25 protein-coding genes are annotated in these 26,971 nt (G+C 60.3%); 5 read left to right on the top strand and 20 right to left on the bottom strand.

What is annotated here, in order from left to right; genetic code table 11:
• Window positions 1-557: 557 nt before the first annotated feature.
• Window positions 558-1,889 (top strand): glutamate/aspartate:proton symporter GltP, encoded by a 1,332-nt coding sequence (gltP, locus tag ACW9I6_RS10870; RefSeq protein ID WP_017477988.1) that lies wholly within the window; start codon window positions 558-560, stop codon window positions 1,887-1,889.
• A 99-nt stretch (window positions 1,890-1,988) separates the two neighbouring features.
• A complete protein-coding gene (locus ACW9I6_RS10865; protein ID WP_003214785.1) occupies window positions 1,989-3,218 on the top strand; it encodes a nucleoside recognition domain-containing protein in 1,230 nt (409 codons plus the stop codon).
• Window positions 3,219-3,304: 86 nt separating this feature from the next.
• Here the strand turns inward: ACW9I6_RS10865 and ACW9I6_RS10860 are convergent, their stop codons facing one another.
• From ACW9I6_RS10860 to ACW9I6_RS10820, 9 genes are all read right to left on the bottom strand, one after another.
• Window positions 3,305-3,964 (bottom strand): ABC-type transport auxiliary lipoprotein family protein, encoded by a 660-nt coding sequence (locus tag ACW9I6_RS10860; protein ID WP_457339277.1) that lies wholly within the window; start codon window positions 3,962-3,964, stop codon window positions 3,305-3,307.
• A complete protein-coding gene (locus ACW9I6_RS10855; protein ID WP_008439646.1) occupies window positions 3,961-4,899 on the bottom strand; it encodes an MlaD family protein in 939 nt (312 codons plus the stop codon). Before ACW9I6_RS10855 ends, ACW9I6_RS10860 begins: the two co-directional genes overlap by 4 nt.
• Window position 4,900: 1 nt before the next feature.
• Window positions 4,901-5,704, bottom strand: coding sequence for an ABC transporter ATP-binding protein (locus ACW9I6_RS10850; protein WP_003214778.1), 804 nt, complete (start codon window positions 5,702-5,704; stop codon window positions 4,901-4,903).
• On the bottom strand, window positions 5,701-6,849 hold the full coding sequence (locus ACW9I6_RS10845; protein WP_003214776.1) for an ABC transporter permease: 1,149 nt from the start codon (window positions 6,847-6,849) through the stop codon (window positions 5,701-5,703). Before ACW9I6_RS10845 ends, ACW9I6_RS10850 begins: the two co-directional genes overlap by 4 nt.
• A 55-nt stretch (window positions 6,850-6,904) precedes the next feature.
• Window positions 6,905-7,948, bottom strand: coding sequence for a DUF5924 family protein (locus tag ACW9I6_RS10840; RefSeq protein ID WP_003214774.1), 1,044 nt, complete (start codon window positions 7,946-7,948; stop codon window positions 6,905-6,907).
• A gap of 71 nt (window positions 7,949-8,019) precedes the next feature.
• A complete protein-coding gene (locus ACW9I6_RS10835; protein ID WP_219406363.1) occupies window positions 8,020-9,402 on the bottom strand; it encodes a M16 family metallopeptidase in 1,383 nt (460 codons plus the stop codon).
• Window positions 9,403-9,460: 58 nt separating this feature from the next.
• The gene (locus ACW9I6_RS10830; RefSeq protein WP_003214770.1) at window positions 9,461-11,119 is read right to left on the bottom strand and encodes a Na/Pi cotransporter family protein; all 1,659 of its coding nucleotides are present in this window, start codon (window positions 11,117-11,119) and stop codon (window positions 9,461-9,463) included.
• A 214-nt stretch (window positions 11,120-11,333) separates the two neighbouring features.
• On the bottom strand, window positions 11,334-12,101 hold the full coding sequence (locus ACW9I6_RS10825) for a TerC family protein (RefSeq protein ID WP_003214768.1): 768 nt from the start codon (window positions 12,099-12,101) through the stop codon (window positions 11,334-11,336).
• A 65-nt stretch (window positions 12,102-12,166) separates the two neighbouring features.
• Window positions 12,167-13,474, bottom strand: coding sequence for a CitMHS family transporter (locus ACW9I6_RS10820; RefSeq protein WP_003214766.1), 1,308 nt, complete (start codon window positions 13,472-13,474; stop codon window positions 12,167-12,169).
• Window positions 13,475-13,746: 272 nt separating this feature from the next.
• Here ACW9I6_RS10820 and ACW9I6_RS10815 point away from each other — a divergent pair, with 272 nt between their 5' ends.
• On the top strand, window positions 13,747-14,148 hold the full coding sequence (locus ACW9I6_RS10815; RefSeq protein WP_177028127.1) for a GFA family protein: 402 nt from the start codon (window positions 13,747-13,749) through the stop codon (window positions 14,146-14,148).
• Here ACW9I6_RS10815 and ACW9I6_RS10810 read toward each other — a convergent pair.
• From ACW9I6_RS10810 to ACW9I6_RS10760, 11 genes are all read right to left on the bottom strand, one after another.
• Window positions 14,145-16,106 (bottom strand): DUF7844 domain-containing protein, encoded by a 1,962-nt coding sequence (locus tag ACW9I6_RS10810; RefSeq protein ID WP_457339276.1) that lies wholly within the window; start codon window positions 16,104-16,106, stop codon window positions 14,145-14,147. The genes ACW9I6_RS10815 and ACW9I6_RS10810 overlap by 4 nt on opposite strands.
• Window positions 16,103-16,423, bottom strand: a complete 321-nt coding sequence (locus ACW9I6_RS10805) for a DUF2388 domain-containing protein (protein ID WP_003214760.1) — start codon at window positions 16,421-16,423, stop codon at window positions 16,103-16,105. The genes ACW9I6_RS10810 and ACW9I6_RS10805 overlap by 4 nt, the downstream gene beginning before the upstream one ends.
• Window positions 16,424-16,449: 26 nt before the next feature.
• The gene (locus tag ACW9I6_RS10800; RefSeq protein WP_008439654.1) at window positions 16,450-16,758 is read right to left on the bottom strand and encodes a DUF2388 domain-containing protein; all 309 of its coding nucleotides are present in this window, start codon (window positions 16,756-16,758) and stop codon (window positions 16,450-16,452) included.
• A 106-nt stretch (window positions 16,759-16,864) separates the two neighbouring features.
• Complete coding sequence (locus tag ACW9I6_RS10795) at window positions 16,865-17,185, bottom strand: DUF2388 domain-containing protein (RefSeq protein WP_008439660.1); 321 nt, start codon at window positions 17,183-17,185, stop codon at window positions 16,865-16,867.
• Window positions 17,186-17,336: 151 nt separating this feature from the next.
• Window positions 17,337-17,531, bottom strand: coding sequence for a DUF1127 domain-containing protein (locus ACW9I6_RS10790; protein WP_003214754.1), 195 nt, complete (start codon window positions 17,529-17,531; stop codon window positions 17,337-17,339).
• Window positions 17,532-17,793: 262 nt separating this feature from the next.
• Complete coding sequence (locus ACW9I6_RS10785) at window positions 17,794-18,009, bottom strand: DUF1127 domain-containing protein (RefSeq protein WP_003214752.1); 216 nt, start codon at window positions 18,007-18,009, stop codon at window positions 17,794-17,796.
• 318 nt (window positions 18,010-18,327) lie between these two features.
• On the bottom strand, window positions 18,328-19,821 hold the full coding sequence (locus ACW9I6_RS10780) for an acetyl-CoA hydrolase/transferase family protein (RefSeq protein WP_087694539.1): 1,494 nt from the start codon (window positions 19,819-19,821) through the stop codon (window positions 18,328-18,330).
• 179 nt (window positions 19,822-20,000) lie between these two features.
• Window positions 20,001-21,437: an NAD(P)(+) transhydrogenase (Re/Si-specific) subunit beta gene (locus ACW9I6_RS10775; protein ID WP_003214748.1), complete on the bottom strand. Its 1,437-nt coding sequence runs from the start codon at window positions 21,435-21,437 to the stop codon at window positions 20,001-20,003.
• Window positions 21,434-21,757: an NAD(P) transhydrogenase subunit alpha gene (locus tag ACW9I6_RS10770; RefSeq protein ID WP_008439664.1), complete on the bottom strand. Its 324-nt coding sequence runs from the start codon at window positions 21,755-21,757 to the stop codon at window positions 21,434-21,436. The genes ACW9I6_RS10775 and ACW9I6_RS10770 overlap by 4 nt, the downstream gene beginning before the upstream one ends.
• Window positions 21,758-21,772: 15 nt before the next feature.
• Window positions 21,773-22,894: a Re/Si-specific NAD(P)(+) transhydrogenase subunit alpha gene (locus tag ACW9I6_RS10765; protein WP_008439665.1), complete on the bottom strand. Its 1,122-nt coding sequence runs from the start codon at window positions 22,892-22,894 to the stop codon at window positions 21,773-21,775.
• A gap of 447 nt (window positions 22,895-23,341) precedes the next feature.
• Window positions 23,342-24,241 carry a LysR family transcriptional regulator gene (locus ACW9I6_RS10760; RefSeq protein WP_003214745.1) on the bottom strand — a complete coding sequence of 300 codons (900 nt, stop codon included), beginning with the start codon at window positions 24,239-24,241 and terminating at the stop codon, window positions 23,342-23,344.
• A gap of 157 nt (window positions 24,242-24,398) precedes the next feature.
• Here ACW9I6_RS10760 and ACW9I6_RS10755 point away from each other — a divergent pair, with 157 nt between their 5' ends.
• Together ACW9I6_RS10755 and ACW9I6_RS10750 are read left to right on the top strand one after the other, a co-directional pair.
• The gene (locus tag ACW9I6_RS10755) at window positions 24,399-25,580 is read left to right on the top strand and encodes an acyl-CoA dehydrogenase (protein WP_003214743.1); all 1,182 of its coding nucleotides are present in this window, start codon (window positions 24,399-24,401) and stop codon (window positions 25,578-25,580) included.
• 13 nt (window positions 25,581-25,593) lie between these two features.
• On the top strand, window positions 25,594-26,814 hold the full coding sequence (locus ACW9I6_RS10750; protein WP_457339275.1) for a CaiB/BaiF CoA transferase family protein: 1,221 nt from the start codon (window positions 25,594-25,596) through the stop codon (window positions 26,812-26,814).
• Window positions 26,815-26,971: the final 157 nt, after the last annotated feature.

Below are 26,971 nucleotides of genomic sequence, written 5' to 3'. Positions count from 1 at the left end.
GGTCAGGTGAAAAGCTGCGACGCAAGTTCCCAAGCCGATGGTTTGTGGAACTTGCGACGGGCTTGCGGCTCCTATGCCCGCTTCTGTCATGCCGCCCATAGCGGCAATTCTCCTTTTTGCGTCCGCCCAACCATTTCTTGGTGTTTCCGCGTGACCATCTATCGAGAAAGTTTGTCTCCTGCCAGACGAGTTTTTCGATGGTATGCGTAGGAATTTTCAGGGGTTTTCAACCGCGACCGTAGATTTTCAAAAAACCCTGCGCGAGCCTGAAATGGCCGGTTCGCGGCATTTATGCCTGCCGAAATGTCGTATTCGAACTGACCGTTCAGACAGAAAAACTCAAAAAAACTCATGCCGATTCGGCATAGGGTAGGCGTTTACGGCATTAGACGTCGCCTCCTTGCATCGGAATAGTTGCGCCTTTTTTCGCCTGCCAGTGAGCCATATCGGCCAACTGCGGTGACCTTCTACGGGGGCAGATGCACACACTTTTTCGCTCTCGAGCGTTCCAGCTGCTGGCGCATCTGCCTGAGTCCACTTGAAGTAAGGGTAATGACATGAAGAAGGCAAAGCTAAGCCTCGCCTGGCAGATCCTCATCGGTCTGGTGCTGGGGATTGCAATCGGTGCGGTGCTTAACCATTTCAGTGCTGAAAAGGCCTGGTGGATCAGCAACGTGTTGCAGCCCGCTGGCGATATCTTTATCCGCCTGATCAAGATGATCGTTATCCCGATCGTGATTTCGTCGCTGATTGTCGGAATCGCCGGTGTTGGCGATGCAAAAAAGCTCGGCCGGATCGGCGTTAAAACCATCCTTTACTTCGAAGTGGTCACCACCATTGCCATTGTGGTCGGCCTGTTGCTGGCCAACCTGTTCCATCCGGGTACCGGCATCGACATGAGTACCCTGGGTACCGTCGACATTTCCAAATACACGGCCACCGCCGCCGAGGTCCAGCACGAGCACGCGTTCATCGAGACGATCCTCAACCTGATCCCGTCGAATATCTTCGCCGCCGTGGCCCGTGGCGACATGCTGCCGATCATCTTCTTCTCGGTGTTGTTCGGCCTCGGCTTGTCGAGCCTCAAGCCTGAATTGCGCGAGCCCCTGGTGACCATGTTCCAGGGCGTGTCCGAGAGCATGTTCAAAGTCACCCACATGATCATGAAATACGCCCCGATCGGTGTATTTGCCCTGATCGCGGTGACCGTCGCCAACTTCGGCTTCGCCTCGCTGCTGCCGCTTGCCAAGCTGGTTATCCTGGTTTACGTCGCCATCCTGTTCTTTGCTTTTGTGGTGCTGGGCCTGATCGCCCGCCTGTTCGGTTTCTCGGTGATCAAGCTGATGCGCATCTTCAAGGATGAGCTGGTGCTGGCCTACTCCACTGCCAGCTCTGAAACCGTGCTGCCGCGTGTGATCGAGAAGATGGAAGCCTACGGCGCGCCGAAGGCGATCTGCAGCTTCGTGGTACCGACCGGCTATTCGTTCAACCTCGACGGTTCGACCCTGTACCAGAGCATCGCGGCGATCTTTATCGCCCAGCTGTATGGCATCGACCTGTCGATTGGCCAGCAACTGATGCTGGTGCTTACCCTGATGGTCACCTCCAAAGGCATCGCCGGCGTGCCGGGCGTGTCCTTCGTGGTGCTGCTGGCGACCCTGGGCAGCGTGGGCATTCCGCTGGAAGGCCTGGCGTTCATCGCCGGTGTCGACCGCATCATGGACATGGCCCGTACCGCACTGAACGTGATCGGTAACGCCCTGGCCGTACTGGTCATCTCCCGTTGGGAAGGCATGTACGACGATGCCAAGGGCGAGCGCTACTGGAACTCCCTGCCGCACTGGCGCACCAAGCAAGTGCTGCCGGCCGGCGAGACCACTCGCGGCTGACCGCCATAACTGGCTCCTACACAAACCCCGGAAAATCCGGGGTTTGTCGTTTCTGCCAGCCCCGCTATCATTCGCCCCATCTTTCGGGGGATTCAACTGATGCTCAATGGCCTGTGGCTTGGCTTCTTTATCGTGGCGATGGTGTCTGCGCTGGCGCAATGGCTGATCGGCGGGAATGCCGGGATCTTTGCGGCCATGGTGGAAAGCATTTTCGCCATGGCCAAGCTGTCGGTCGAGGTGATGGTGTTGCTGTTCGGCACCCTGACCTTGTGGCTGGGCTTCCTGCGTATCGCCGAGAAAGCCGGGATCGTCGACTGGCTGGCCAAGGCCCTGGGGCCGCTGTTCCGGCGCCTGATGCCGGAAGTGCCTGCCGGTCATCCGGCCATCGGCTTGATCACGCTCAACTTCGCCGCCAACGGCCTGGGCCTCGATAACGCCGCTACGCCCATCGGCCTCAAGGCCATGAAGGCGCTGCAAGAGCTCAACCCTATCCCCAATACCGCCAGCAACGCGCAGATCCTGTTCCTGGTACTCAACGCGTCTTCCCTGACCCTGCTGCCGGTCACCATCTTCATGTACCGCGCCCAGCAAGGTGCGGCGGACCCGACGCTGGTGTTCCTGCCGATCCTGCTGGCCACCAGCGCCTCGACCCTGGTGGGCCTGTTGTCGGTGGCGGTGATGCAACGCCTGCGGCTGTGGGACCCGGTGGTGCTGGCGTATCTGATTCCGGGTGCGCTGGTACTGGGTGGCTTCATGGCCTTGCTGGCGACGCTCTCAGCCACGGCGCTGGCGGGGCTGTCGTCGATCCTCGGCAACCTCACGCTGTTCGGGCTGATCATGTTGTTCCTGGTGATCGGCGCGCTGCGCAAGGTGAAGGTCTACGAGGCGTTTGTCGAAGGCGCCAAAGAGGGCTTCGACGTTGCCAAGAACCTGCTGCCGTACCTGGTGGCGATGCTGTGTGCAGTGGGCGTGTTGCGGGCGTCCGGCGCGCTGGATTTCGGCCTGGAAGGCATTCGCCACGTAGTGGCCTGGACCGGCATGGACACGCGCTTTGTCGATGCGCTGCCGACCGCGATGGTCAAGCCGTTCTCCGGCAGTGCGGCGCGGGCGATGTTGATCGAGACGATGCAGACCCAGGGCGTGGACAGCTTCCCGGCGCTGGTGGCGGCGACGATTCAGGGCAGCACCGAGACCACGTTCTATGTGTTGGCGGTGTACTTTGGCTCGGTGGGAATCCAGCGGGCGCGGCATGCGGTGGGGTGTGCGTTGTTGGCGGAGTTTGCTGGTGTGGTGGCGGCGATTGCGGTGTGCTACTGGTTCTTCGGCTAAGACCTGAATCCCTGTGGCGAGGGAGCTTGCTCCCGTTGGGCCGCGAAGCGGCCCCAGTCAGTTATCGCAGGTGTGTCAGTCAAAGCTCATTGACTGGTTTTGGGGCTGCTGCGCAGCCCAACGGGAGCAAGCTCCCTCGACACAAAAGCGCGGCTTCCCAGGCCGACGGCCCAATCCACCACCTGCCTGTTCAGTACATCGCCAGCCTGACCAAACCCGGCTACCACCGCCGGCACCTTGGTATCCCCCACCGGCTGCCTCACCTCGAACCGCTTGCTGGCAATAATCCGTTGATCACTCTCGCGCACCAACCGTGCGTCCAGCCGTATCACCACTTCAACTGCGCTGCCGCGATACTCACTCTGAAACGCCTGCAACTGCCCGCCCAACTCAAAGTCCGCCTGCAGATTGGTCTCATCGGTACTGAGCAACGTCACCCGCCCATCCCGCTGGAACCCGTCCAGCAACCGGTTACGCAACAGCACGGGGGCTGGATCGCTCCAGCGGGAATTCGCATAGCTGCTGATCAAGTCACCGTTAGGCACCACGGCAATCCGCGGGCTGTCGAGGAATTCGCTGGTCTGCGGCTTCGCCACCCGCAGCGACCAGGCCACCGGGCTGGCCTGCGTGGCGGCCTGCGCCGATGGCAACCGGTACACGTCCGAGGGATCCGCCTTCGGCAGGATGGAACACGCACTGACCAATACCAGCGCAACGGGGGCGATCATTTGGTACGCACGCTTCATGGCGTGAACTCCTTGTTCTTGTCGCTGCCCAGCAGGTAACCGCTGGGGTTGGCTTCCAGGCGGCGGGAAATGGCGCGCAACGAACCCAGGGTTTCCCGCAGCTCGCGCACCGCTGGCGCCAGTTCGTTGAGACCCTGCATGCCGCTGTTCAGGGAATCCTTGTTGTTGGTCAGCAAGGTGTCGATCGTGGCCGTGCTCTGTTGAAGGGACTGCATGGCCTTCTCGGCGCTGCCAAACACCTGCTTGCCCTGGTCGTTGAGCAAACCGTTGGCGTTGCGCATCAGCGCGGTGGTTTGCTCCAGGGTGGCGCTGGCCTGTTTGCTCACCTGCATCAATTGCTGCATCACCACCTTGATGTCGCCGCGCTGATCGGCAATCGCGCCGGTGGTCTGTTGCAGGTTGTCCAGGGTATTGCTGAGGCGGTCGACGTTCTCACGGGAGAACATGTGATTGGCGTTGTGCAGCAGCAAGTTGATGCTGGTCATCAGGTCGTTGCTGTTGTTCAGCAGTCGCGCGATCGGCGATGGCGACGCAATGATTTCCGGCAGGTTGCCGTCCTTGCCCTTGAGCTCAGGGCTTTGGGGCGTACCGCCGCTGAGCTGGATGATCGAGGTGCCAGTAATGCCGGTCAGGGCCAGCTTGGCCTGGGTGTCTTCCTTGATCGGCGTCTGCCCGGCCAGGCGGATGCGCGCCAGCACCCGGCGCGGGTCTTTCGGGTCGAGGCGCAGGCTGGTGACGTCGCCCACCTTGATCCCGCTGTACTGCACGGCACTGCCTTGGGACAGCCCACTGACCGCCTCGTTGAACACCACTTCGTAATCCTGGAATGCGCTGTCGACGCTGGACTTGGCCAGCCACAGGCCAAACAGCATGGCGCCGACCACGACGATCACGCTGAACAGACCGATCATCACATGATGGGCTCGGGTTTCCATGTCATACCTCGTTGAGCAGTTGAGCGGCATCCAATGCCGCGCGGCCCCGTGGGCCATGGAAGTATTCGTGAATCCAGGCGTCGTCGGTTTCCGAGACGACATCGATGGCATCCGCCACCAGTACCTTTTTCTGCGCCAGCACCGCTACGCGGTCGGTGATGGTGTACAGCGTGTCGAGGTCGTGGGTGACCAGGAACACGCTCAGGCCCAACGCATCGCGCAGGGTCAGGATCAGTTGATCGAAGGCGGCGGCGCCGATCGGGTCGAGGCCGGCGGTGGGTTCGTCGAGAAACAGGATGTCCGGGTCCAGCGCCAGGGCACGGGCCAGGGCCGCGCGCTTGATCATGCCGCCGGAGAGTGACGAGGGGTATTTGTCGGCGGCCGACAGCGGCAGCCCGGCCAACGCCAGTTTCACTGCCGCCAGGTGCTCGGCATCGGGACGGCTGAGGCCGGCATGCTCTATCAGTGGCAACGCAACGTTCTCGGTGACCGTCAGCGAGGAAAACAGCGCGCCCTTCTGGAACAGCACGCCGAAGCGCCGCTCCACCAGCGACCGCTCGTGTTCCGACAGGCTCGGCAAGTTCTGCCCGAACACCCGCACCTGGCCTTCGCTGGGCTGGCGCAACCCAATGATGCTGCGCAGCAGCACCGACTTGCCACTGCCGGAGCCACCGACGACGGCGAGGATTTCACCCTTGTACAAGTCCAGGTCGAGGTTCTCGTGCACGCTTTGCGAACCAAAGCGGTTGCACAGCCCGCGGACTTCGATCACCGCCTCAGTGGGCGCACGGCGCAGACGACTCACCAGCCCATCTCCATGAAGAACAGTGCGGCGACCGCATCCAGCACGATCACCACGAAAATCGATTGCACCACACTGGAGGTGGTGTGGGCGCCGACGGACTCGGCGCTGCCGCTGACCTTGAAACCTTCGAGGCAGCCGATGGCCGCGATCAGGAACGCGAAGATCGGTGCCTTGACCATGCCGACGAGGAAGTGCTGCACGCCAATGTCCGATTGCAGCAGCGACAGGAACATTGCCGGCGAAATATCCAGGGCCACGGCACACACCACACCGCCGCCGATAATGCCCGAGAGCATTGCCAGGAACGTCAGCATCGGCAGCGCCACCAGCAATGCCAGTACGCGGGGCAGCACCAGCAACTCCATCGGGTCGAGGCCCAGGGTGCGGATCGCATCGATCTCTTCGTTGGCCTTCATCGAGCCGATTTGTGCGGTGAAGGCACTGGCAGTGCGGCCCGCCATCAGGATCGCGGTGAGCAACACGCCGAACTCCCGCAGGAAGGAGAACGCCACCAGGTCCACGGTGAAGATGCTTGCGCCAAAACTGGCCAGCACCGTGGCACCGAGAAACGCCACCACTGCGCCCACCAGGAAGGTCAGCAAGGCCACGATGGGGGCCGCGTCGAGGCCGGTTTGTTCGATATGCGCAACCATTGGCGTCACGCGCCAGCGCTTGGGCCGGAAAACGCCACGGGCGAAGGTCTCGAGGATCAGGCCGATGAAGCCCAGGAGTTTCATGCCGTCTTGCCAGACGGTGTAGACCGCGCCGCCGATGCGCGCCAGCAACATGATGCCGGCGGCTTCTTCGGGTTCCTTGACCGGCACACAGAAGTCGTTCAGAGAGCGGTAGACGGTTTTCAGTAACGCGCGGTCGGCGGTCGAGAGGCTGCAGTCGGTATGTTCGGCGGACTGTTCGATGCGCTCGGGGCCGAGCAATTCCACCAGCAGCGAGGCGCCGGCCGTGTCCAGGGCGCCGAGGCCGTTAAGGTCGATGCGTGCGCCAGCGTCGTACTGGCCGTCGAGCTTTTCCGACAGCTTCTTCAGGTTGGCATAGTGGGCAAGCGTCCAATCCCCTGTAATCCTCAGCAATGGAGGCTGGGTGGACGTGTCCAGATGGGCTGCACCGGCCGTTGTGCTACTGGTCATAAGCTCCGAGCTTGTTTGGCTATTCCAGAATTCCTACGTAATAGCACGATCCTGCCTACTTTGGCGCGTCTGGCGTTGTAGCGCCCTGACCGGGGTCAGTCACCTTGAAGCGCAACACGCCGATCACTTGGCCATCTTCGGTCAGCACCCGTACCTGCCAGCGTCCTACCGAGTCGGGGGGGAAGTTCTGCTTGTGGGTCCAGGCCCGATAGCCTTCCTTGCGCCCACCATGGATGTCCAGGGCGATGCGGTCGACTTCCTTGCCGTTGAATTTCCACACATGGTAGATCCGCTCGTCCAGGCCGCGCGGCGCGTTGATCGCGGTGTAGGCATACAGCCCGCTGCTGCGCAGTTGGGCGGCGCTGACTTCTTTCAGGTCATCGCCGGGCGTGCGGTCCTGCAATTGGGTGCTGATGGCCACTTCGGTCATCCACAGCGTCGCGGGCGGCACCCAAGTGCGCAGGAACCAGCCGGCGCAACCAATCGCTGCGGTAACCCCCAACAGCATCGCCCAGCCCTTGATGCTACGCAGCGGCAGGCTCACGGCCAGGCTCGGGATAGAGAGCGCCATTGCCACGCCGAGGGCCAGTTTGTAACTCTCGGCGGTGGTCAGGTGCAGGATGATCGGCAGCGCGGTCAGCAGGGCCGCAAACAGGGTCAGGGTGTGCAGTGCGAGAAACAGCGAGCGCTTGGGCGCCAGCCACTTGTAGTACAGCGGGTCGGTGATGGAGACCAACGCCGCCGCGCCCAGCAGGCCGGTAAAGATCGACTGGCCGCTGTTCCAGGTGGTGGTGACAAAAAAGAACGGCAGGACAAAAAACAGGCTTTCCTGATGGATCATCTGCGTGGCGTAGCGCAGCAGCGGTTCGGGGATTTCCCGTTTGAAGACTTTGCTGAACAGCTGGGTGAGGCTGTTTTCGAGCATCAGCCATAACCAGCTCACCAGCATGATGATCGCGATCCAGCTGGCCATGCCTTGCTGGCGATCCACCAGGATGAAGCTGCCCACACCCGAGATGAAACCGCCGAGTGCAATCACCCCTGGGTAGCGCTTCATCAGCTCGAGGATGCGCTGGATGGTGTGAGTCAGGATAGGCATTCGGCAGTTCACAGTCTTTGTAGGAAAAATCCCAGACAGAATAACGTTTTAGCCGTTTTCTCGGGGCCCGATTACGCAATCCCTTTGCGATAACGCCACACGCCTAGTAACACAATCGCAATCAGCCCCAGTGCGCCTGCGGCGATCCAGTTGAGGCTATCGTAGCTGAACAACGGTTTTTCGATGCGCCAGTAGCCGTTCTGCTTGAGCAACTCGCGCATGGCCTGGTTGGCTTGCTCCAGGCTTACAGCCTTGATGCGCTTGGCCGGGTCGCTGAAATGCCCTTTGGCGTAGTCGCCCGAGGCACTCCAGTAATAGTCGGCCAACGCGCTGTTGCCTTGAACGGCCCACGCCTGGCGGGCAATGGCGGCTTGTTGCAGGCGGGCGAAGGTGGCCGGGTCGAGGCCGTCCTTGAGCAACTGGGCCCTGAGGGTTTCCAGCACGTGCTCGGCTTCGGGCAGGTTGTCGCGTTCAAGGTCGGCGTTGAGGCTCATGAAGCCGACGCCGCCCAGCACTTCGCGCTCGCTCCATGGGCCATAGGACAAGCCGTGCTGCAAGCGCAATTGACGATACAGCGCCCAATCCAGGTAGTCCTTGAGCAGGTCGAAGGTTTCATCGTATTGGTCGTCCAGTACCGGCTCGGGGAATAACCAGTGCAGCTTGGCGTTGTCACCGACCCAGCCGTGGATCAGGTCGCGGCGGACGGCGGCGGCGTGTTGAATCTCCGGCAACGGGCGATGTTCGCTGGGGTCAACCGGATCCAGTGCGCCGTAAGTGCGTTCGAGATAGGCCGGCAGCAGCTTGTCGAGGTCGCCGACGATGATCAGGGTCATGTTGTTGGGGGCGTACCAGGCCTTGCGCAGCTTTTCCAATTGGTCGCGGGTCAGGTGCTCGACTTCGGCCCGCTCGGCGCATTTGAGCCCCAGTTCGACGGCAAGCTGACTGCTGGCCTTGTGGCCGAGGTCCTGGCGGTCCAGCAGCCGTTGCAGGTGTGAGTAATGGCCGCCGTCTTCGCGCTCCACCACCTGTTTGGCGGCATTGATGTTGGCGTCGGTCAGTTGGGTGCGGGTGATGATGGCCAGCAGCAGGTCGAGCACCTTGCGCTGGTTCTGCGCCGGAGCCTCGATGACGAAAGTGGTGTCGGCATTGCTGGTGTAGGCGTTCCAGTCGCCGCCGAGGGCTTGCATGCGTTCTTCCAGTTCACCTTCGCCGCCACCGTCGATCCCGCTGAACAGCAAATGCTCCAGCAGGTGCGGCAGTTCCTTATCTTCACAACTGAAGTCATCCAGGCCCACACCCACCACCAGGCGAATTGCCACGTGGCCGCGTTCGGTGCCCGGCTTGAGCAGCAATTGCAGGCCGTTGGGCAGGGTGTAGCCCTCGACTTGCAGGCGGTCAAAGGCAAAGGTGTGTGCCGAACCCATGAGCAGGCAGGCGAATAGCAGGCGACGCATAACAGGCTTCCTGGCGAGTGAGGTCCGTTGTTAACTGACTTCACTCGCCGTCGTACGTTCAGGGCGAATGGGTGATGTCGGCAATATCGTCCGCCGAGAGCGCACCGGTGTCGGTGGTTTCCAGCACCACATAAGCGCTGCTGCAGAACAGCGAGTTGAGACGCTTCATGTCGGCAATCAGCTCCAGGTGCAAGGAACTGGTCTCCAGGCTCTGTACGATTTTACGTTGCAAGCGGCTGACGTGGGCGTGGGCCAGGCGACGCTCCTGGGCGCGGAAGCGGCGCTTTTCCCGCAGCAGTTGCCGGGCGCTTTCCGGGTCGGCACTGAGGAACACCGAGAGCCCCAAGCGCAGGTTGGCGATCAGTTGGGTTTGCAGGCCCGCGAGTTCCTCCAGGCCGACTTCGGAGAATGAACGGCGCTGGGAGGTCTTTTGCTGCTGGACCTTGCGCAGCATGCGTTCGATCAGGTCGCCGGCCAGTTTCAGGTTGATCGACAGTTCGATGATCTCGGCCCAGCGTCGGCTGTCCTGTTCGCTGAGGTCTTCCCGGGGCATTTGGGCGAGGTAGAGCTTGATCGCGCTGTAGAGCGCCTCGACATCGTCGCTCAGGCTGCGCATTTCCTGGGTGATGGCGGTTTGCTTGCCGCGCAGCACTTCCAGCATCGAGGTCAGCATGTTGTCGATCAGGTCGCCCAGGCGCAGGGTTTCGCGGGCGGCGTTGGCCAGTGCCAGGCTTGGGGTGGCGAGTGCTGCCAGGTCCAGGTGGCGCGGTTTGGCCAGGCCGTTGACCTCTTCGCGTTCCGGGAGCAACCAGGCGCACAAGCGGGACATCGGGCCGATGGTGGGCAGCAAGATCAGGCAGCGAATAACGTTATAGAGCAGGTGGAAGGTGATCACCATGCCTTGGGCGCTGTAGTCCAGGTTATCCATCCAGCCGACCAGCGGGTCGAGTACCGGGATGATCAGCAGCAAGCCGATCAGCTTGTACAGCAGGCTGCCCAGGGCCACCTGGCGCCCGGCGGCGTTCTGCATGCTGGTGCTGAGGAAGGCCAGCACGCCGCTGCCGATGTTGGCGCCGATCACCAGGCCGATGGCCACGTGCAGGCCGATCACGCCGGCACCGGCGAGGGTCGCGGTCAGCAGGACGGCGGCCAGGCTGGAGTAGGAAATCATCGCGAACAGCGCGCCGACCAGGGCATCGAGCAAGATATCGCCGGTCAGCGAGGCGAACAGGACCTTGACGCCCTGCGCGTGGGTGATCGGGCCCGCGGCTTCGACGATCAGTTGCAGCGCAAGGATGATCAGCCCGAGGCCGATCCCGACACGGCCCATCTGCCCGGCGCGTGTCTGTTTGCGCGACAGGAAGAAAATCACCCCGAGGAAAATCAACAGCGGCGACAGCCACGACAGGTCAAAGGTCAGCACCCGGGCCATCAGCGCGGTACCGACGTCGGCACCGAGCATGGTCGCCAGGGCGGGCATCAGGCCCATCAGGCCCTGGCCGACAAACGAAGTCACCAGCATCGCCGTGGCGTTGCTGCTTTGCACCATGGCCGTCACCAGGATGCCGGCGATAAACGCCAGCCAGCGCTTGGACATGTTCTGCCCGATGACCTGGCGCAAGTTGGAGCCGTAGACCCGCAGGATGCCGGTACGGACGATGTGCGTGCCCCAGATCAGCAGGGTTACCGCGGAAAGCAGATTGAGCAGGGTCAGCATGCTGGGCCCCCTGTGTTGAGTCGTGCTCCAATCGGAGCAAGTGAATAGTGCCGCGTGCCGTTCTACGTCTTGTACTTAAGCTGTAGTTGGCGAATGGGCTCGGCGCCAGCATCGCATAGCTAAAGTCGGGATTGAAACAAAACTGTCATGAAATCAGCTTTTTGCAGATGAAAAAAAGGGGCTCTAAAGCCCCTTTTTCAGCAGCGGGTCCAGGTTATTGACCCGGAATGTCCTTGCGCAGTTTCACAGGGTCCTGCTGTTTCTTCTTTTTCGCGATGGCGGTACGCATCTTGATGTTCACCGCTTCAACCGCCAGGGAGAACGCCATGGCGAAGTAAACGTAGCCTTTTGGCACGTGAACGTCGAAGGCTTCGGCGATCAGCACGGTACCTACCACCAGCAGGAACGACAGCGCCAGCATCTTCAGCGACGGATGTTTGTCGATGAAATCGCTGATGGTGCCAGCGGCCAGCATCATCACGAGTACGGCGACGATGATCGCGGCCACCATCACCGGTACGTGGGAAACCATACCAACGGCGGTAATCACCGAGTCCAGGGAGAACACGATGTCGATGATCGCGATCTGGATGATGGTGTAGATGAACTTGCCACCGGCGCCCTTCGGCTCGTCGTGGGTTTCGTCTTCACCTTCCAGGGCGTGGTACATCTCCTGGGAGCTTTTCCACAGCAGGAACAGGCCACCGAAGAACAGGATCAGGTCGCGGCCGGAAATGCCTTGGCCGAACACCACGAACAGATCGTCGGTGAGGCGCATGACCCAAGTGATCGACAGCAGCAACAGGATCCGCGTGACCATCGCCAGCGCCAGGCCGAAGATCCGGGTACGCGCCTGCATGTGCTTGGGCATGCGGCTGACCAGGATCGAAATCATGATGATGTTATCGATGCCCAGGACGATCTCGAGGGCCGTCAGGGTGAAGAAGGCAATCCAGATTTCCGGATTGGTCAGCCATTCCATGTGTATTCCTTTGAGCGAGTGTTAGACCGCGCCAGCCTTAAGAGCCGGCGCAGTGAGTTGTACGATTATAGAGTGCTGAACAGCGGAAAAATCCCCATCAGCAAAGCGGCGACCATTATGCACAGGCACACCAGCACCGCCCACTTGAGGGTGAAGCGCTGGTGATCGCCAAATTCGATACCCGCCAGGGCTACCAGCAAGTAGGTCGATGGAACCAGTGGGCTCAACAAGTGCACGGGCTGGCCAACGATCGAGGCGCGGGCCATTTCCACGGCAGTGATGCCGTAGTGGCTGGCGGCTTCGGCCAGTACCGGCAGAACGCCGTAGTAGAAGGCATCGTTGGACATGAAGAAGGTAAACGGCATGCTCACCAGCGCGGTGATCACGGCCAGATAAGGCCCCAGCGCGTCAGGGATGACGGCCAGCAGGCTCTTGGACATGGCATCGACCATGCCGGTACCGGACAGGATGCCGGTGAAGATACCGGCGGCGAAGATCAGGCCGGTGACTGCCAGGACGCTGCCGGCATGGGCGGCGATCCGGTCTTTCTGCATCTGCAGGCATGGGTAGTTGACGATCATCGCGATACTGAAGGCCACCATGAACAGTACCGGCAGTGGCAACAGGCCGGCGATCAAGGTGCACATCAGGGCGAAGGTCAGTGCGCCGTTGAACCAGATCAGTTTCGGACGGCGGGCGTCCGGGTATTGCGAGACGCTGATTTCGCTGTGGTCGATTTCATCGCCTTGCAGGTGCAGCTCGCCCAGGCGTGCCCGTTCGCGCTTGCCGTACATATAGGCAATCACCAGGATGGCGACGACGCCGGCGGCCATGGCTGGAATCATCGGTACGAAAATATCCGACGGGTCCACGTGCAATGCACTGGCGGCGCGGGCGGTCGGGCCACCCCATGGGGTCATGTTCATCACCCCACCGGCGAGGATGATCAGGCCGGCCATGATCCGCGGGCTCATGCCGATGCGCTGGTACAGCGGCAGCATGGCGGCCACGCAGATCATGTAGGTGGTGGCGCCGTCTCCGTCCAGTGATACCACCAGGGCCAGCACGGCGGTGCCGACCGAGACCTTCAGCGGGTCGCCCTTGACCAGCTTGAGGATCTTGCGCACGGCCGGGTCGAACAGGCCGGAGTCGATCATCAAGGCGAAATAGAGGATGGCAAACATCAGCATTACGCCGGTCGGCGCAAGCTTGGTGATGCCCGCGAGCATCATCGGGCCGATCTGCGGGGCAAAGCCGCCGAACAGCGCGAACAGGATCGGTACGATGATCAGGGCGATCAGCGCAGACAGGCGCTTGGTCATGATCAGGAACATGAACGTGATGACCATGGCAAAGCCAAGGAAAGTCAGCATAGGAATACTCCAGGCGTAGCGCGGCTAGGGAATGGCGAACCGGTTGGGTCAGCGCAGAACGAAAGGCACGAGGCGTACGGGTGGAGTCGGGGCAAACAGGCGGGTACGAGCGGACATCGGGAATCACCATTGTTGTTGTTAACAACCGGTCTGTTGCCGGTAGTGGTGGGCGATCCTAGTCCCGGAAGCTTTCAGCCAGCTTTCGCTTGAGAAACGGGCTACGTTGAATGGACGACTGGTCCTGTGTGAAATAAGGATGTGGGAGACAGAGCATGCATGAGCAACACCAAGGCGGCTGCCATTGCGGGCGGGTGCGTTATCAGTTCAGCGGGGCGTTGGTGGATATTGCCCACTGCCACTGTTCGATTTGCCGACGGGTCAGCGGCGGCTTGGTGACGACCTGGATCACCCTGCCCCGTTCCGCGTTCGCCTGGGTGGCGGGAACGCCGGCGCAGTACGAATCTTCGCCGACATGCGTGCGGTATCTCTGTTCTAACTGTGGGGCGCATTTGGCGCTGGTAACGCAACTGAGTGCCGAGAGTATCGATGTGACCATCGCAACCCTGGATCACCCGGAGCTGGCCCCGGCAGATCGGCACATCTGGGTAGAGAGCCGATTGCCGTGGTTACACCTGGATGAGCAACTACCGGAAGAAGACGGAGAAGCGCTCTAGGGCAGCTCGAACCCGCCGGAGGCCTTGTGCAGTGCGCGCAAGTGCTCGCCTAGCTGCTTGAGGTTGGCTTCACATGCGGCAATCTCCGCCGCGCGGGCCGGTTCCAGCAGCGCCCTCACCTCTTTGTCCAGATCGCCGGTCAGCGACTGCAACTGCTTCTGGCGCGCGGCGCTCTCTGATTCCAGGCGTTTGGATTCTGTTGGTTGTGGCAAGCCGTAACCGCTGGTGCCCAGCAGCTCTGCCGGGCGACTGAGGAAGCCACTGTTGGCGAGGATCTGCTGCAACGTCGCGTTGGCCTTTTCCATGCCGCCGTTCTTCAGCTCGCGGGCGCCAAGGTAGCGTTGCTTGACTTCATCCTGGGCCAGCATGAGCTGCTTGCGGAAGCTCGCCTGTTCCAGCAGCAACAAGGCGGCGCTGGCGCGCAGGTCGGCTTCGGCGAACCATGGGCGGCGCTCTTCGGCACTCAGTGACAACCAATCCTCCACTTCAGCCTGTTTGATCGGCAGGCGCTTTTTCAACACCTCGAACATCGCCTGGTAGCGCTCGCGGAAGGAGTCGAAGTGATAGCCGAGGCGCAGCGCGCGTTTTTTGTCGTCCAGCACACTGGTATCGGCCAGGCCTCGGCCCTTGAGGACTTCCAGCAGGCCATTGGGCGTGATGTTGTCCAGGCCGGTCAGCTGCGGGTTGGCGCTGCCGCTGCGTAACAGTTTCAGGCTCTCGACTGCGCAGTTGTTGGAGATGAAGAAGTAGTTGCCGTCGTAGCTCCAGTGCATTTCGGCGGCATGTTCGACGGTGTCGTTGATCTCCTGGCGCGTGAGCTTCAACGGCACCGACGCCAGGCCGCGCAGCTCGGTCTTGGTGTACTCGTCGATGACCTGAGACAGCGGCAGCACGAACAGCCGCGACGGGTATTTGCCGATCAGGCCGTCCCAGCTCGACAGTTGTACGTCACCGACAAACGCGCGGTAGGACAACACCAGGTGCTGGTCCAGGTCCAGGCGGCAGTCCGGGCCCCGTGGCCGGCCGGGGGCGCAGATCACCAGGCGCAGCATGCTGTGGCCCCAGCGACTCACGAGGTTCTGGTTGGCTTCGGCCAGCAGGTAGTCGATTTCGTAGACCCGCTCGGGGTCGACCTGGCCCAGTGGAGTCTTGGCGAAGTCGTTGCCGGCGTTGAGGAAGGCGTAGGTTTTGGCACAGGTGTCCTGGGCGGGCGGCGCCCAGCCAAAGTGTTCCTTGTAATAGCGGTACAGCGAAGGCCGGCGGCAGGCATAGCTCGGGTCGAGGAGGAAGTACTCCATGTTGACGGCGACGAATTCCAGCGGGCTGGTGGTTTCGTAGATGTCCGGGCTGCGGGCGACCTGATGGTTGTTCTGTTCACGTTCGCCGCGACGGCCGACGTATTGCGGCCACCCGGCGAGGTCCAGCAGGCGTGGGTCATCGCTGAGGGTAAAGCGGCGGTCGTTCTGGCCCCGGCATTGATCGGGCAGGCCGACCAGGCCGGTGATGTTGTTCTGGCGGCTGCAACGCTGGATCAGCTTGCGGTCGGCGCTGGACCACAGGCGGGCACGGTCATAGATGTGGGTCAGTTCATGCAGCACGGTGGCGAGCATTTCCCGGCGCACGGTGCCGTGGGGGCGATTGGTTTTTTGCGTCGCGGCACTGCCGTCGGTAAGGCTTTCCAGCAAGTTGCTGTTGAGGTCCAGTTCGGACACCAGCGAAGCCTGGCCGTAGGCGTTCTCGGGCATCTTGTCGGTCCAGCCGACGTCGATGGTCCGGTCCAGTTGCTCGATGAAGCGCGGCGGCAACGCCTGCATCGCTTCATCCAGCAATGCCTGGCTCGCCTGCTGCTGGGCCGGGCTCAAGCCATCGGTCTTGAGCCGCAGTTGCAGGGCGGCCTGAGCCGCGCTGGCGCCCAGCAGCAAGGTGCCGGCCAGTAGCCAGGCGGCAATGCGCCTCACAGAGAGAGGATAGCTTCGGCGAGGACCTGGTCGCTGGCGTCGCGGGCTTCCGGCACGCGGGTTCGCAGGGTGTCGAAGGCGGCTTCCAGTTGAGCGCCACGAATCTCGCCATTGCTGGCGACGAAACTGGCGGCATCGTCGTGGGCTTCGCGTACGACTTTGGAGTCGCGGATGGACGTGGTGGTGTCCGAGGTGAAATCGATGGTACGGGCCGAGGCTCGGACGATGATGTTACTGGTGGCCTTCAGGGTTTGTGCCTGGGCAACACCGGCCAACAACAGCAGGCCGAGAGCGGCGGCGATCAGCGGGCTACGCATGGAATGACTCCGAAATACAAAGATGATTATTGGACGAGAATTGCTTGCGCCAGTTCAAGGTCACTGGCGTTAAGTTTTGGCTGGGTATGGCGCAGATAATCCAGCGCTGATTCCAGTCGGGCTCCCCGCCATTGGCCGTCAGTGGCAATGAAAGCGGCAGCGTCATCCTGGGCGGCCAGTATCAGTTTATGGTCGAACGGTGCGGAGGTCACTTTGCTGGTGGCATACGCACTGACAACGAGGCTCTGGGTGGACAGGTCAAAGGCCGGAGCTTGCGTGGACCAGCAGGTGCAAAACACTACGGGAGCGATCAACAGGCGGTATGAAAAAGCCATGGGACTCGACAACTGAAAACGAGCGCCAAGGCTAGCGCAATGCCCGGGCGAGAGCCAGCGCGGAGGGTTCGGGGAGCGCCTGGCGCCCCCTTTATCCCACCTGCGGTCAGATGGCCAGGATCGCCTGGGCCAGCTGCGCGTCAGTCGCGGTATTCAGTTGTGGAGCCTGTTGGCGGATCTGGGCCAGGGCGCTTTCCAGTTTTACGCCACGGATGGCGCCTTCGCTGGCAACGAAGCTGGCGGCGTCGTCACGGGCGGCACGTACGACCTTGTTGTCACGCAGGGAGGAAGTGGCATCGGAGGTGGCGTCTGAGGTGGCTTTCAGTGCGCCGACGATCGAATCCGTGGTCACGATCAGGCTGGAGGCGTTGGCATTGGCAGCCAGGGCCAACAGGGCTGCAGCGCTCAGCAGGTGAAGACGGGACATGGGGTGACTCCTGTAAATGAACGAAAGGGTGGCACAAAGCTACTGCTTGAGCAGCGAGACCATGGGCATCAGACGCCCGTTCTACAGGGTTCGCCACGTGGTAGCCGGATATTAGCCGCCGCTTATCTGTTCGGATAGCTTCCTGCGGTGATTACTCGCGCCAGAACGATTTGGCCAGCTCAGATGCCCGGTCGCCGTGACTGATACCCGCATCGGACAATTCCCGCGGATCCAGTTGAGCCAGCAGCCTGCGTGTGCGGGCCCGTTGCCCCCAGCAGACGAGTGCTGCAGCGGTGCGCTTGAGTAGCTGTATCAACCGAGGGTGTTGCTGGTTTTTGGTATTCATGACGCGCGCCTTTCATGAGGTCCTGGAACATCATCTTGGGCTGGAGGGTGCTACCGGTACAGATACACGCGGGTTAAATTGTACTGATTAATTGTTATGTTTTTTAAACTGTATCGGTCTGTAGAAAGCCGACTGTTTTCGCCATTGAAAATCCAAACCCCAGAAACAGCAGAACCCGCCGCCGGTTACCCGGGGCGGGTTCTGCTTTAACAATTCGGAGTGCTGGCGGTGGACCCGGTGGGTCAGGGCCAGCGGACGCTAATTAGCGCCAGAACGGCTTGCTCAGCTCTTCGTAGCGTTGTGCTTCGCTGATACCGGCGTCAGCCAGCAGACGCGAATCCAGACGAGCCAGTTGATGGCGGCTGGAGATGCGGCGCTGCCACAACATCAGGTTGGCGAGAACGCGCAGAGGCAGGGAAGCCTGGGTGTTTACAGCTTTTTCTTCGAAGAACAGATCGGAACTGAGTGTACGTTCCATGATGACATCCTTCCGCTTGTGGCGGGATTAGGTAGTGGTTTAACTGGTGCCAATGATCCTCCTCCCGCGCAAGACTCTCTAGATACAGTTCACCTGTATTGTGAGGGGCCAGTTAACTGTTTATAGGGGCTGTACTGTACGAAATTGGGGCAACTGTACCTGTCGGCACTTTTATGGTGCGTTTTAGGCGTTTATGGAGTTCGAGGTAGGATATTTCGGTAGGAAATGACCGGTACAGCAGTACAGTTTTTTATAAAAGTTGGGCTCGGAAGCTCGGGCTGATGAAACTGTGTTTGCATCAGCCCGAATCTGTATCAATCACGCCTTCAGCATATGCCCGGTTTCTTCCAGGTTGATGTGCCAACTCAGTGCTTCTCGCAGGATATGCGGGGTGTGCCCGCCCAGCACACAGGCTTGGGTGAAGTAGGTGTTCAGGGCATCGCGGTACGCCGGGTGCACACAGTTGTCGATGATGACCCGAGCCCGCTCCCGCGGCGCCAGGCCCCGCAGGTCCGCCAGGCCGACCTCGGTCACGAGGATGTCGACGTCATGCTCGGTATGGTCCACATGGCTGACCATTGGCACCACGCTGGAAATCGCGCCGGCCTTGGCAATCGACTTGGTGACAAAGATCGCCAGGTGCGCGTTGCGCGCAAAGTCGCCCGAGCCGCCAATTCCGTTCATCATCCGGGTGCCGCAGACGTGGGTGGAGTTGACGTTGCCATAGATGTCGAACTCCAGCGCGGTGTTAATGCCGATGATGCCCAGGCGCCGCACCACTTCCGGGTGATTGGAGATTTCCTGGGGCCGCAGCACCAATTTGTCTTTGTAGCGCTCCAGGTTGCCGAACACGTCGGCGTTGCGCCGTTCCGACAATGTGATCGAACTGCCTGAGGCAAAGCTCAGCTTGCCTGCGTCGATCAGGTCGAATGTGGAATCCTGGAGGACTTCCGAATACATCGTCAGGTCTTCGAAGGGCGACTCGATCAAACCGCACATCACCGCATTGGCAATGTTGCCGATGCCTGCCTGCAGTGGGCCGAGCTTGTTGGTCATGCGTCCGGCGTCGACTTCTTCTTTAAGGAAGTTGATCAGGTGATTGGCGATCGACTGGGTGTCGCTGTCGGGCGGCGTCACGGTGGAGGCCGAATCCGCCTGATTGGTGATGACGATCGCGACGATCTTCTCTGGCGGAATCGGAATCGCGGTGCTGCCGATACGGTCGTCCACGGCCACCAGCGGAATTGGCGTGCGGGTCGGGCGATAGCTCGGGATATAGATGTCGTGCAGGCCTTCCAGGTTCGGGTTATGCGCCATGTTGATCTCGACGATCACCTGCTTGGCGAAAATCGCGAAACTGGCGGAGTTGCCCACGGAAGTGGTTGGCACAATGTGGCCTTGCTCGGTGATCGCTACGGCTTCGATCACCGCGATGTCCGGTAGCTTGAGCTGATTGTTGCGCAGCTGCTCGACGGTTTCCGACAAATGCTGGTCGATAAACATCACCTCGCCGGCGTTGATCGCCTTGCGCAGGGTGCTATCTACCTGGAATGGCATGCGTCGCGACAGTACACCGGCTTCGGTCAGTTGCTTGTCCAGGTCGTTGCCCAGGCTGGCGCCGGTCATCAGGGTAATTTTCAGCGGTGATGTCTTGGCGCGTTCGGCCAAGGCGTGGGGCACGGCCTTGGCCTCACCGGCGCGGGTGAAGCCGCTCATGCCGACGGTCATGCCGTCCTGGATCAGTGCGGCAGCGTCAGCCGCGCTCATGACCTTGTTCAACAACGAAGGCAAGCGGATACGATCACGGTACATGGATTGTTATCTCGGGCTACGGAAGCAAGATGCGCAGTCTAGTGATTTCAAAAAATTTCGTCCCGCTACCATGGTCGAATGCCAGGCAGCGATTTAGAGCCTTTTGTCGGTTTTTACCGGCAATAAAAAACCCCAGCCTACTAAAGGCCAGGGTTTTGGGTATTGCGCTGGCGCAGTGTTTATTCGACGGCCTTGACCATGTCTTCGATGACCTTCTTGGCGTCGCCGAAGACCATCATGGTCTTGTCCAGGTAGAACAGTTCGTTGTCCAGGCCGGCATAGCCGCTGGCCATCGAGCGCTTGTTGACGATGATGGTCTTGGCCTTGAACGCTTCGAGGATCGGCATGCCCGCGATGGGCGACTTGGGATCGTTCTTGGCGGCCGGGTTGACCACGTCGTTGGCGCCTAGCACCAGCACCACGTCGGCCTGGCCGAACTCGGAGTTGATGTCTTCCATCTCGAACACCTGGTCGTAAGGCACTTCTGCCTCGGCCAGCAATACGTTCATGTGACCAGGCATACGGCCTGCAACCGGGTGGATCGCGTACTTCACGGTCACGCCGCGGTGGGTCAGCTTCTCGGTCAGCTCTTTCAGTGCATGTTGTGCCCGTGCCACCGCCAGGCCGTAGCCCGGTACGATGATTACGGTATCGGCGTTGGTCAGCAGGAAGGTTGCATCGTCAGCCGAGCCGGATTTCACCGGGCGCGCTTCTTTCGAGCCGGCCGGGCCGGCGGCGTCTGCCGTGTTGCCGAAACCGCCGAGCAGTACATTAAAGAAGGAGCGGTTCATCGCCTTGCACATGATGTACGACAGGATCGCACCGCTTGAACCCACCAGCGAACCGGCGATGATCAGCATCGAGTTGTTCAGCGAGAAGCCGATCCCCGCCGCAGCCCAGCCGGAGTAGCTGTTGAGCATCGAGACGACCACCGGCATGTCGGCGCCACCAATCGGGATAATGATCAGCACGCCCAGCACGAACGCCAGGGCCAGCATCAATGCGAAGGCGCTGAGGTTGCCGGTGAACATGAAGGCCAGGCCCAGGCCCAGCGTCAACAGCCCCAGCACCAGGTTCAGCTTGTGCTGACCGCCGAACTGTACCGGTGCGCCCTGAAACAGGCGGAACTTGTACTTACCCGACAGCTTGCCGAAGGCGATGACCGAGCCGGAGAACGTAATTGCACCGATGGCTGCACCGAGGAACAACTCCAGGCGGTTACCGGCGGGGATCGAATCCCCCAGGTGTTTCACGATACCCAGCGACTGTGGTTCCACGACTGCGGCGATGGCGATAAACACTGCAGCCAGGCCGATCATGCTGTGCATGAACGCCACCAGCTCCGGCATCTTGGTCATTTCCACGCGCTTGGCCATGATCGAGCCGGCGGTGCCGCCGACCAGCAGACCAACGATGACGTAGCCAATGCCGGCAGTGGCCAGCTCGGCGCCGAGCTTATAGATGAGACCCACGGTGGTGAGCACCGCCAGCGCCATGCCGAGCATGCCGAACAGGTTGCCGCGCCGGGACGTCGTCGGGTGTGACAGGCCTTTAAGGGCCTGGATAAAGCAGATCGACGCGATCAGGTAGAGCGTCGTGACCAGATTCATGCTCATGACGATGGCGCCTCTTCTTTTGCTTTCGGGGCTTTCTTCTTGAACATCTCAAGCATCCTGCGGGTAACCAGGAATCCACCGAACACGTTGACCGCCGCGAGGGCTACGGCCAGGGTGCCCATGGTCTTGCCCAGCGGTGTCACGGTGAGTGCGGCTGCCAGCATGGCGCCGACGATCACGATCGCCGAAATTGCGTTGGTCACGGCCATCAGCGGGGTGTGCAGGGCCGGGGTGACGTTCCAGACCACGTGATAACCGACATAAATCGCCAGCACGAAGATGATCAGGTTGTAGATACCGGGGGAAATAAGCTCTTCCATCGTCTGAATCCCTGCTTAGGCGTTTTTGCGGATGACTTGGCCGTCGCGGCACATCAGGCACGCGGCGACGATGTCGTCTTCGAGGTTGATTTCAAACTGCCCTTCCTTGGTGAAGACCAGCTTCAGGAAGTCCAGCAGGTTGCGTGCGTACAGCGCCGAGGCATCGGCGGCGACGGCGCCGGCCAGGTTGGTCGGGCCGCAGATGGTCACACCGTTTTCCACGACCACCTGGTCTGCCACAGTCAGCGGGCAGTTGCCGCCCTGGGCTGCGGCGAGGTCGATGACCACCGAGCCTGGCTTCATCTGAGCGACGGTCTCGGCGCTGAGCAGGGTCGGTGCCTTGCGGCCCGGAATCAGTGCGGTGGTGATGACGATGTCGGCTTGCTTGGCACGTTCATGCACGGCCAGGGCCTGGCGCTGCATCCAGCTTGTTGGCATTGGGCGCGCGTAACCGCCCACGCCAACCGCGCATTCACGTTCTTCATCAGTTTCGTATGGCACGTCGACGAACTTGGCGCCCAGGGATTCGATCTGTTCCTTTACCGCCGGACGCACGTCGGACGCTTCGATGACCGCACCCAGGCGTTTCGCGGTAGCGATCGCCTGCAGCCCTGCTACACCAGCTCCAAGAATCAGCACGCGAGCGGCTTTCACCGTACCGGCGGCGGTCATCAGCATTGGCATGAAGCGTGGGTAGTGATGGGCGGCGAGCAGTACAGCCTTGTAGCCGGCAATGTTTGCCTGGGAAGAAAGCACATCCAGGCTCTGTGCGCGGGAGGTGCGCGGCGCGGCCTCAAGGGCAAAGGCCGTGATGCCATGCTCGGCCAGTCGGGTGATGGTTTCGTTGCTGAACGGATTGAGCATGCCCACCAGCACTGCGCCGCTTTTGATCAGCGTCAGTTCGCTGTCATTGGGGGCGACCACCTTGAGGATCAGCTCGGCGCCGAATGCATCACTGGCGCTGCCAATGGTTGCGCCCGCTGCTTCATAGGCACTGTCGACGACACTGGCATTGATGCCTGCCCCGCTTTGCACAGTGACCTTGTGGCCCTGGCCGATCAGCTTCTTGATGGTTTCCGGGGTGGCAGCCACCCGCGTTTCACCGGTCTGGGTTTCGAGAGGAACACCAATGTGCACGTCAAATCTCCTGCATGATCTTTTTGCTTTGATTTTTGTAAAAGGCCAGTGCGCCACGACAGGCGAATCTGGGCGGCCGATCAGCACGATCCCGCTGAAATACAGCGGGGCGCGGCATTTTGCAGGCGAACTTTACGGCCTTCAAGAGATTATGACGGGTGACAAAAAATTAACTACAAGTCACCCCGTGACCGATTGTCGCAATGGATAGATTAAAGTCGTTTAAATACAGGAGATTAAAGAGTTTTTACCGAAATATCAGCGCTTCTCCATCGCCGACGTGAATGATTGGGCATCGCTGCAATTTTATGGCTACAGGCCAATACCTACATGGCTTAAAGGCCATTTCAGGGTCAAAAGATGCGGTCTTCTAAATTGCGACATATATATACATATGTAGGTATTTTATTTTGTTGACTACAAAGTTAATAAATTGACGAAGACCCTTTAGATATTGGGGTTGTAACGATGCGACTGATCAATCAGCCAGTCTCTGAACGCATGCAGAGAAGCTGATTCGACCTTTCTCTCGGGAATCATCAGGTAGTAAGCCTTTGAGCTCGCCAGTACCTGAGGGCTGGCAATCACCAAGTGCCCATCGCTCAGTTCCCTTTGAATAAGGAACGGCGGTATCAGTGCAATGCCCATATCGTGCATGGCTGCCTGGGACAACATGGAGAATAGCTCGTAACGCGGGCCTGTCATGTCGCGGGGTATGTCCAGCTGTTGCGCGTTGAACCACTGGCGCCAGGCATAGGGTCGAGTAGTTTGTTGCAGCAGGGGCAGTTCGGCGATTTCGTGTGCAGTGAAGTGCGTGCGATCGCCCAGCAAGCGCGGGCTGCATACCGGGAGCGGGTTTTCTCCCATCAGTTTGTGGGATTCGGTACCGGACCAGTCGGCATCGCCAAAGTAGATTGCCGCGTCGAATTCGGTATCGGCGAACAGGAAAGGCCGTGTGCGGTTGGTCAGGTTGACGGTGACTTCGGGATGCTGGTGCTGAAAGTCCTTGAGGCGTGGGATCAGCCATTGGGTGCCGAAGGTCGGGACCACCGCCAATTCAATAACGTTGGTGCCCTGCTGTCCCATGATCGAAAGGGTGTCGCGTTCCACGGCGTCAAGTTGCGTAGCCACCCGGCGACTGTAGGAAAGCCCTGCTTCTGTCAGTTTCACGCCCCGGCGCGAGCGTCGAAACAGCTCGACACTTAAAAACTCCTCAAGACTGGCGATTTGTCGGCAGATTGCGCCCTGGGTGATCGAAAGCTCCTGTGCCGCCTTGGTAAAGCTCTCGTGGCGGGCTGCAGCCTCGAAACTGACCAGCGCCGTGGTGCTGGGAATTTTTCTGCGCATGTACCGTGACCTCACAAGTAGAGAGCATCTATGCCGCTTTTGAATGTTACGGAGTGAGAAATTAGCACAAGGCTATGCAAAATCCTCGTTTGCCCTCCTCGCCTGCCCGGCCTAGGCTCCATGCACGACTTTTGATTTACTTCGCGAGGACTCACTCATGGGCGGTAAGGCAAGCTTCAACTGGATCGATCCACTGCTGCTGGATTCACAGCTCACCGAAGAAGAACGCATGGTGCGCGACAGTGCCCAACAGTTCGCCCAGGACAAGCTGGCGCCCCGTGTTCTCGAAGCCTTCCGCCATGAAAAGACTGACCCTGCGATCTTCCGCGAAATGGGTGAGACCGGCCTGCTGGGGGCGATGATTCCAGAGCAGTACGGTGGCAGTGGATTGAACTACGTCAGCTATGGCCTGATCGCTCGTGAAGTGGAGCGTGTGGACTCTGGCTACCGTTCGATGATGAGTGTGCAGTCCTCACTGGTGATGGTGCCTATCAATGAATTCGGTACCGAAGCGCAAAAGCAGAAATACCTGCCGAAGCTGGCCTCTGGTGAATGGATTGGCTGCTTTGGCCTGACCGAGCCTAACCATGGTTCCGACCCGGGCGCGATGATTACCCGCGCGCGCAAAGTGGATGGCGGCTACAGCCTCACTGGCAGCAAGATGTGGATTACCAACAGCCCGATTGCGGATGTGTTCGTGGTGTGGGGCAAGGACGATGCGGGCGACATTCGCGGCTTCGTGCTGGAAAAGGGTTGGAAAGGTCTGAGTGCTCCGGCGATCCACGGCAAGGTCGGATTGCGCGCCTCGATCACCGGTGAAATCGTCATGGATAACGTGTTTGTTCCTGAAGAGAACATCTTCCCGGATGTGCGTGGCCTGAAAGGACCGTTCACTTGCCTTAACTCGGCACGCTACGGGATCTCGTGGGGTGCCTTGGGGGCCGCGGAGTTCTGCTGGCATACCGCGCGTCAGTACACCCTTGATCGCCAGCAGTTCGGGCGGCCTTTGGCGGCTACTCAACTGATCCAGAAGAAGCTCGCAGACATGCAGACTGAAATCACCCTGGCGCTGCAAGGATGCCTGCGGTTGGGTCGTATGAAGGATGAGGGCACTGCGGCTGTGGAAATCACCTCGATCATGAAGCGTAACTCGTGTGGCAAGTCGCTCGACATTGCCCGGATGGCGCGTGACATGCTCGGTGGTAACGGCATCTCGGATGAGTTCGGCATTGCCCGCCACCTGGTCAACCTTGAAGTGGTGAATACCTATGAGGGTACTCACGACGTGCATGCATTGATCCTGGGGCGAGCGCAAACCGGTATTCAGGCGTTCTATTAATAGGAGAACGACCATGGGCGCGCTTTCGCACCTGCGGGTACTGGATTTGTCGCGAGTGCTGGCGGGCCCTTGGGCCGGGCAGATACTTGCAGACCTTGGCGCTGAAGTGATCAAGGTCGAGCGGCCCGGGAATGGCGACGACACTCGTGCCTGGGGGCCACCCTTCCTCAAGGATGCGTATGGGGAAAACACCACTGAGGCGGCGTATTACCTGTCTGCCAATCGCAACAAGGAATCGGTGACGATCGACTTCACGCGGCCGGAGGGCCAGAAGCTGGTGCGTGACCTGGCGGCGAAGTCCGACATTCTGATCGAGAACTTCAAGGTAGGCGGCTTGGCGGCCTATGGGTTGGACTATGAGTCGCTCAAGGAGATCAATCCGGAGTTGATCTACTGCTCGATTACCGGGTTTGGTCAAACCGGGCCCTATGCGACGCGGGCGGGCTACGACTTCATGATCCAGGGGCTTGGCGGGCTGATGAGCCTGACTGGCCGCCCGGAGGGTGAAGACGGCGCCGGACCGGTTAAGGTTGGCGTGGCGCTGACGGATATTCTTACGGGGCTTTACTCGACAGTTGCGATCCTGGCGGCCATGGCTCACCGGGATCATGATGGTGGCGGCCAGCATATCGATATGGCATTGCTGGATGTGCAGGTGGCTTGTCTGGCTAATCAGGCGATGAACTTCCTGACGACGGGCGTCTCTCCAAAGCGCCTGGGTAACGCTCATCCGAATATCGTTCCCTATCAGGATTTTCCTACGGCGGATGGCGACTTCATTCTTACTGTGGGTAATGATGGGCAGTTCCGCAAATTTGCCGAAGTGGCTGGGCAGCCCCAGTGGGCGGATGATCCTAGGTTTGCTACTAATAAGCTGCGAGTGGCCAACAGGGCGGTGCTGATTCCGTTGATCCGTCAGGCTACCGTGTTCAAGAGCACGGCTGAATGGGTAGCTCAGCTGGAGCGAGTAGGTGTGCCTTGCGGCCCGATCAATGACCTGGCGCAGGTGTTTGCCGATCCTCAGGTAAAAGCGCGCGGGTTGGCGATGCAGTTGCCTCATGCGTTGGCTGGTACTGTGCCCCAGGTGGCAAGTCCTATGCGCCTGTCCAAGACGCCTGTTGAATACCGCAGCGCACCTCCGCTGTTGGGTGAGCATACCTATCAGGTGCTGCAGCAAGTGCTGGGTTTGACGCCAGCGAATGTGTCGGCTTTGAGGGAGGCCGGGGTCATCTGAAGCTTCTCTTCTATATAGAGGGTTGTTGGGGCTCTCTATATAGAGGGAAGTTGGTCGGTTTTTAGCCAGAAATGCCTATTTGATAGAAAAGCTGAATTAAGGGTTGACGGCAGATTCTGGAAGTCTATAATTCGCCCCACTTCCGGCGCAGTCGAAA

It is taken from the genome of Pseudomonas sp. SDO5522_S412 (genome assembly GCF_054071215.1).
Note: the sequence above shows the minus strand (reverse complement) of the source record. Positions and strands in the feature narration are given on the sequence as shown.

What these genes read in the sequence shown, in the direction of transcription:
- gltP (WP_017477988.1), top strand. Translation starts at nt 558, where the DNA reads ATGAAGAAGGCAAAGCTAAGCCTCGCCTGGCAGATCCTCATCGGTCTG.
- ACW9I6_RS10865 (WP_003214785.1), top strand. Translation starts at nt 1,989, where the DNA reads ATGCTCAATGGCCTGTGGCTTGGCTTCTTTATCGTGGCGATGGTGTCT.
- ACW9I6_RS10860 (WP_457339277.1), bottom strand. Translation starts at nt 3,964, where the DNA reads ATGAAGCGTGCGTACCAAATGATCGCCCCCGTTGCGCTGGTATTGGTC.
- ACW9I6_RS10855 (WP_008439646.1), bottom strand. Translation starts at nt 4,899, where the DNA reads ATGGAAACCCGAGCCCATCATGTGATGATCGGTCTGTTCAGCGTGATC.
- ACW9I6_RS10845 (WP_003214776.1), bottom strand. Translation starts at nt 6,849, where the DNA reads ATGACCAGTAGCACAACGGCCGGTGCAGCCCATCTGGACACGTCCACC.
- ACW9I6_RS10840 (WP_003214774.1), bottom strand. Translation starts at nt 7,948, where the DNA reads ATGCCTATCCTGACTCACACCATCCAGCGCATCCTCGAGCTGATGAAG.
- ACW9I6_RS10835 (WP_219406363.1), bottom strand. Translation starts at nt 9,402, where the DNA reads ATGCGTCGCCTGCTATTCGCCTGCCTGCTCATGGGTTCGGCACACACC.
- ACW9I6_RS10830 (WP_003214770.1), bottom strand. Translation starts at nt 11,119, where the DNA reads ATGCTGACCCTGCTCAATCTGCTTTCCGCGGTAACCCTGCTGATCTGG.
- ACW9I6_RS10825 (WP_003214768.1), bottom strand. Translation starts at nt 12,101, where the DNA reads ATGGAATGGCTGACCAATCCGGAAATCTGGATTGCCTTCTTCACCCTG.
- ACW9I6_RS10820 (WP_003214766.1), bottom strand. Translation starts at nt 13,474, where the DNA reads ATGCTGACTTTCCTTGGCTTTGCCATGGTCATCACGTTCATGTTCCTG.
- ACW9I6_RS10815 (WP_177028127.1), top strand. Translation starts at nt 13,747, where the DNA reads ATGCATGAGCAACACCAAGGCGGCTGCCATTGCGGGCGGGTGCGTTAT.
- ACW9I6_RS10805 (WP_003214760.1), bottom strand. Translation starts at nt 16,423, where the DNA reads ATGCGTAGCCCGCTGATCGCCGCCGCTCTCGGCCTGCTGTTGTTGGCC.
- ACW9I6_RS10800 (WP_008439654.1), bottom strand. Translation starts at nt 16,758, where the DNA reads ATGGCTTTTTCATACCGCCTGTTGATCGCTCCCGTAGTGTTTTGCACC.
- ACW9I6_RS10795 (WP_008439660.1), bottom strand. Translation starts at nt 17,185, where the DNA reads ATGTCCCGTCTTCACCTGCTGAGCGCTGCAGCCCTGTTGGCCCTGGCT.
- ACW9I6_RS10790 (WP_003214754.1), bottom strand. Translation starts at nt 17,531, where the DNA reads ATGAATACCAAAAACCAGCAACACCCTCGGTTGATACAGCTACTCAAG.
- ACW9I6_RS10785 (WP_003214752.1), bottom strand. Translation starts at nt 18,009, where the DNA reads ATGGAACGTACACTCAGTTCCGATCTGTTCTTCGAAGAAAAAGCTGTA.
- ACW9I6_RS10780 (WP_087694539.1), bottom strand. Translation starts at nt 19,821, where the DNA reads ATGTACCGTGATCGTATCCGCTTGCCTTCGTTGTTGAACAAGGTCATG.
- ACW9I6_RS10775 (WP_003214748.1), bottom strand. Translation starts at nt 21,437, where the DNA reads ATGAGCATGAATCTGGTCACGACGCTCTACCTGATCGCGTCGATCTGC.
- ACW9I6_RS10770 (WP_008439664.1), bottom strand. Translation starts at nt 21,757, where the DNA reads ATGGAAGAGCTTATTTCCCCCGGTATCTACAACCTGATCATCTTCGTG.
- ACW9I6_RS10760 (WP_003214745.1), bottom strand. Translation starts at nt 24,241, where the DNA reads ATGCGCAGAAAAATTCCCAGCACCACGGCGCTGGTCAGTTTCGAGGCT.
- ACW9I6_RS10755 (WP_003214743.1), top strand. Translation starts at nt 24,399, where the DNA reads ATGGGCGGTAAGGCAAGCTTCAACTGGATCGATCCACTGCTGCTGGAT.
- ACW9I6_RS10750 (WP_457339275.1), top strand. Translation starts at nt 25,594, where the DNA reads ATGGGCGCGCTTTCGCACCTGCGGGTACTGGATTTGTCGCGAGTGCTG.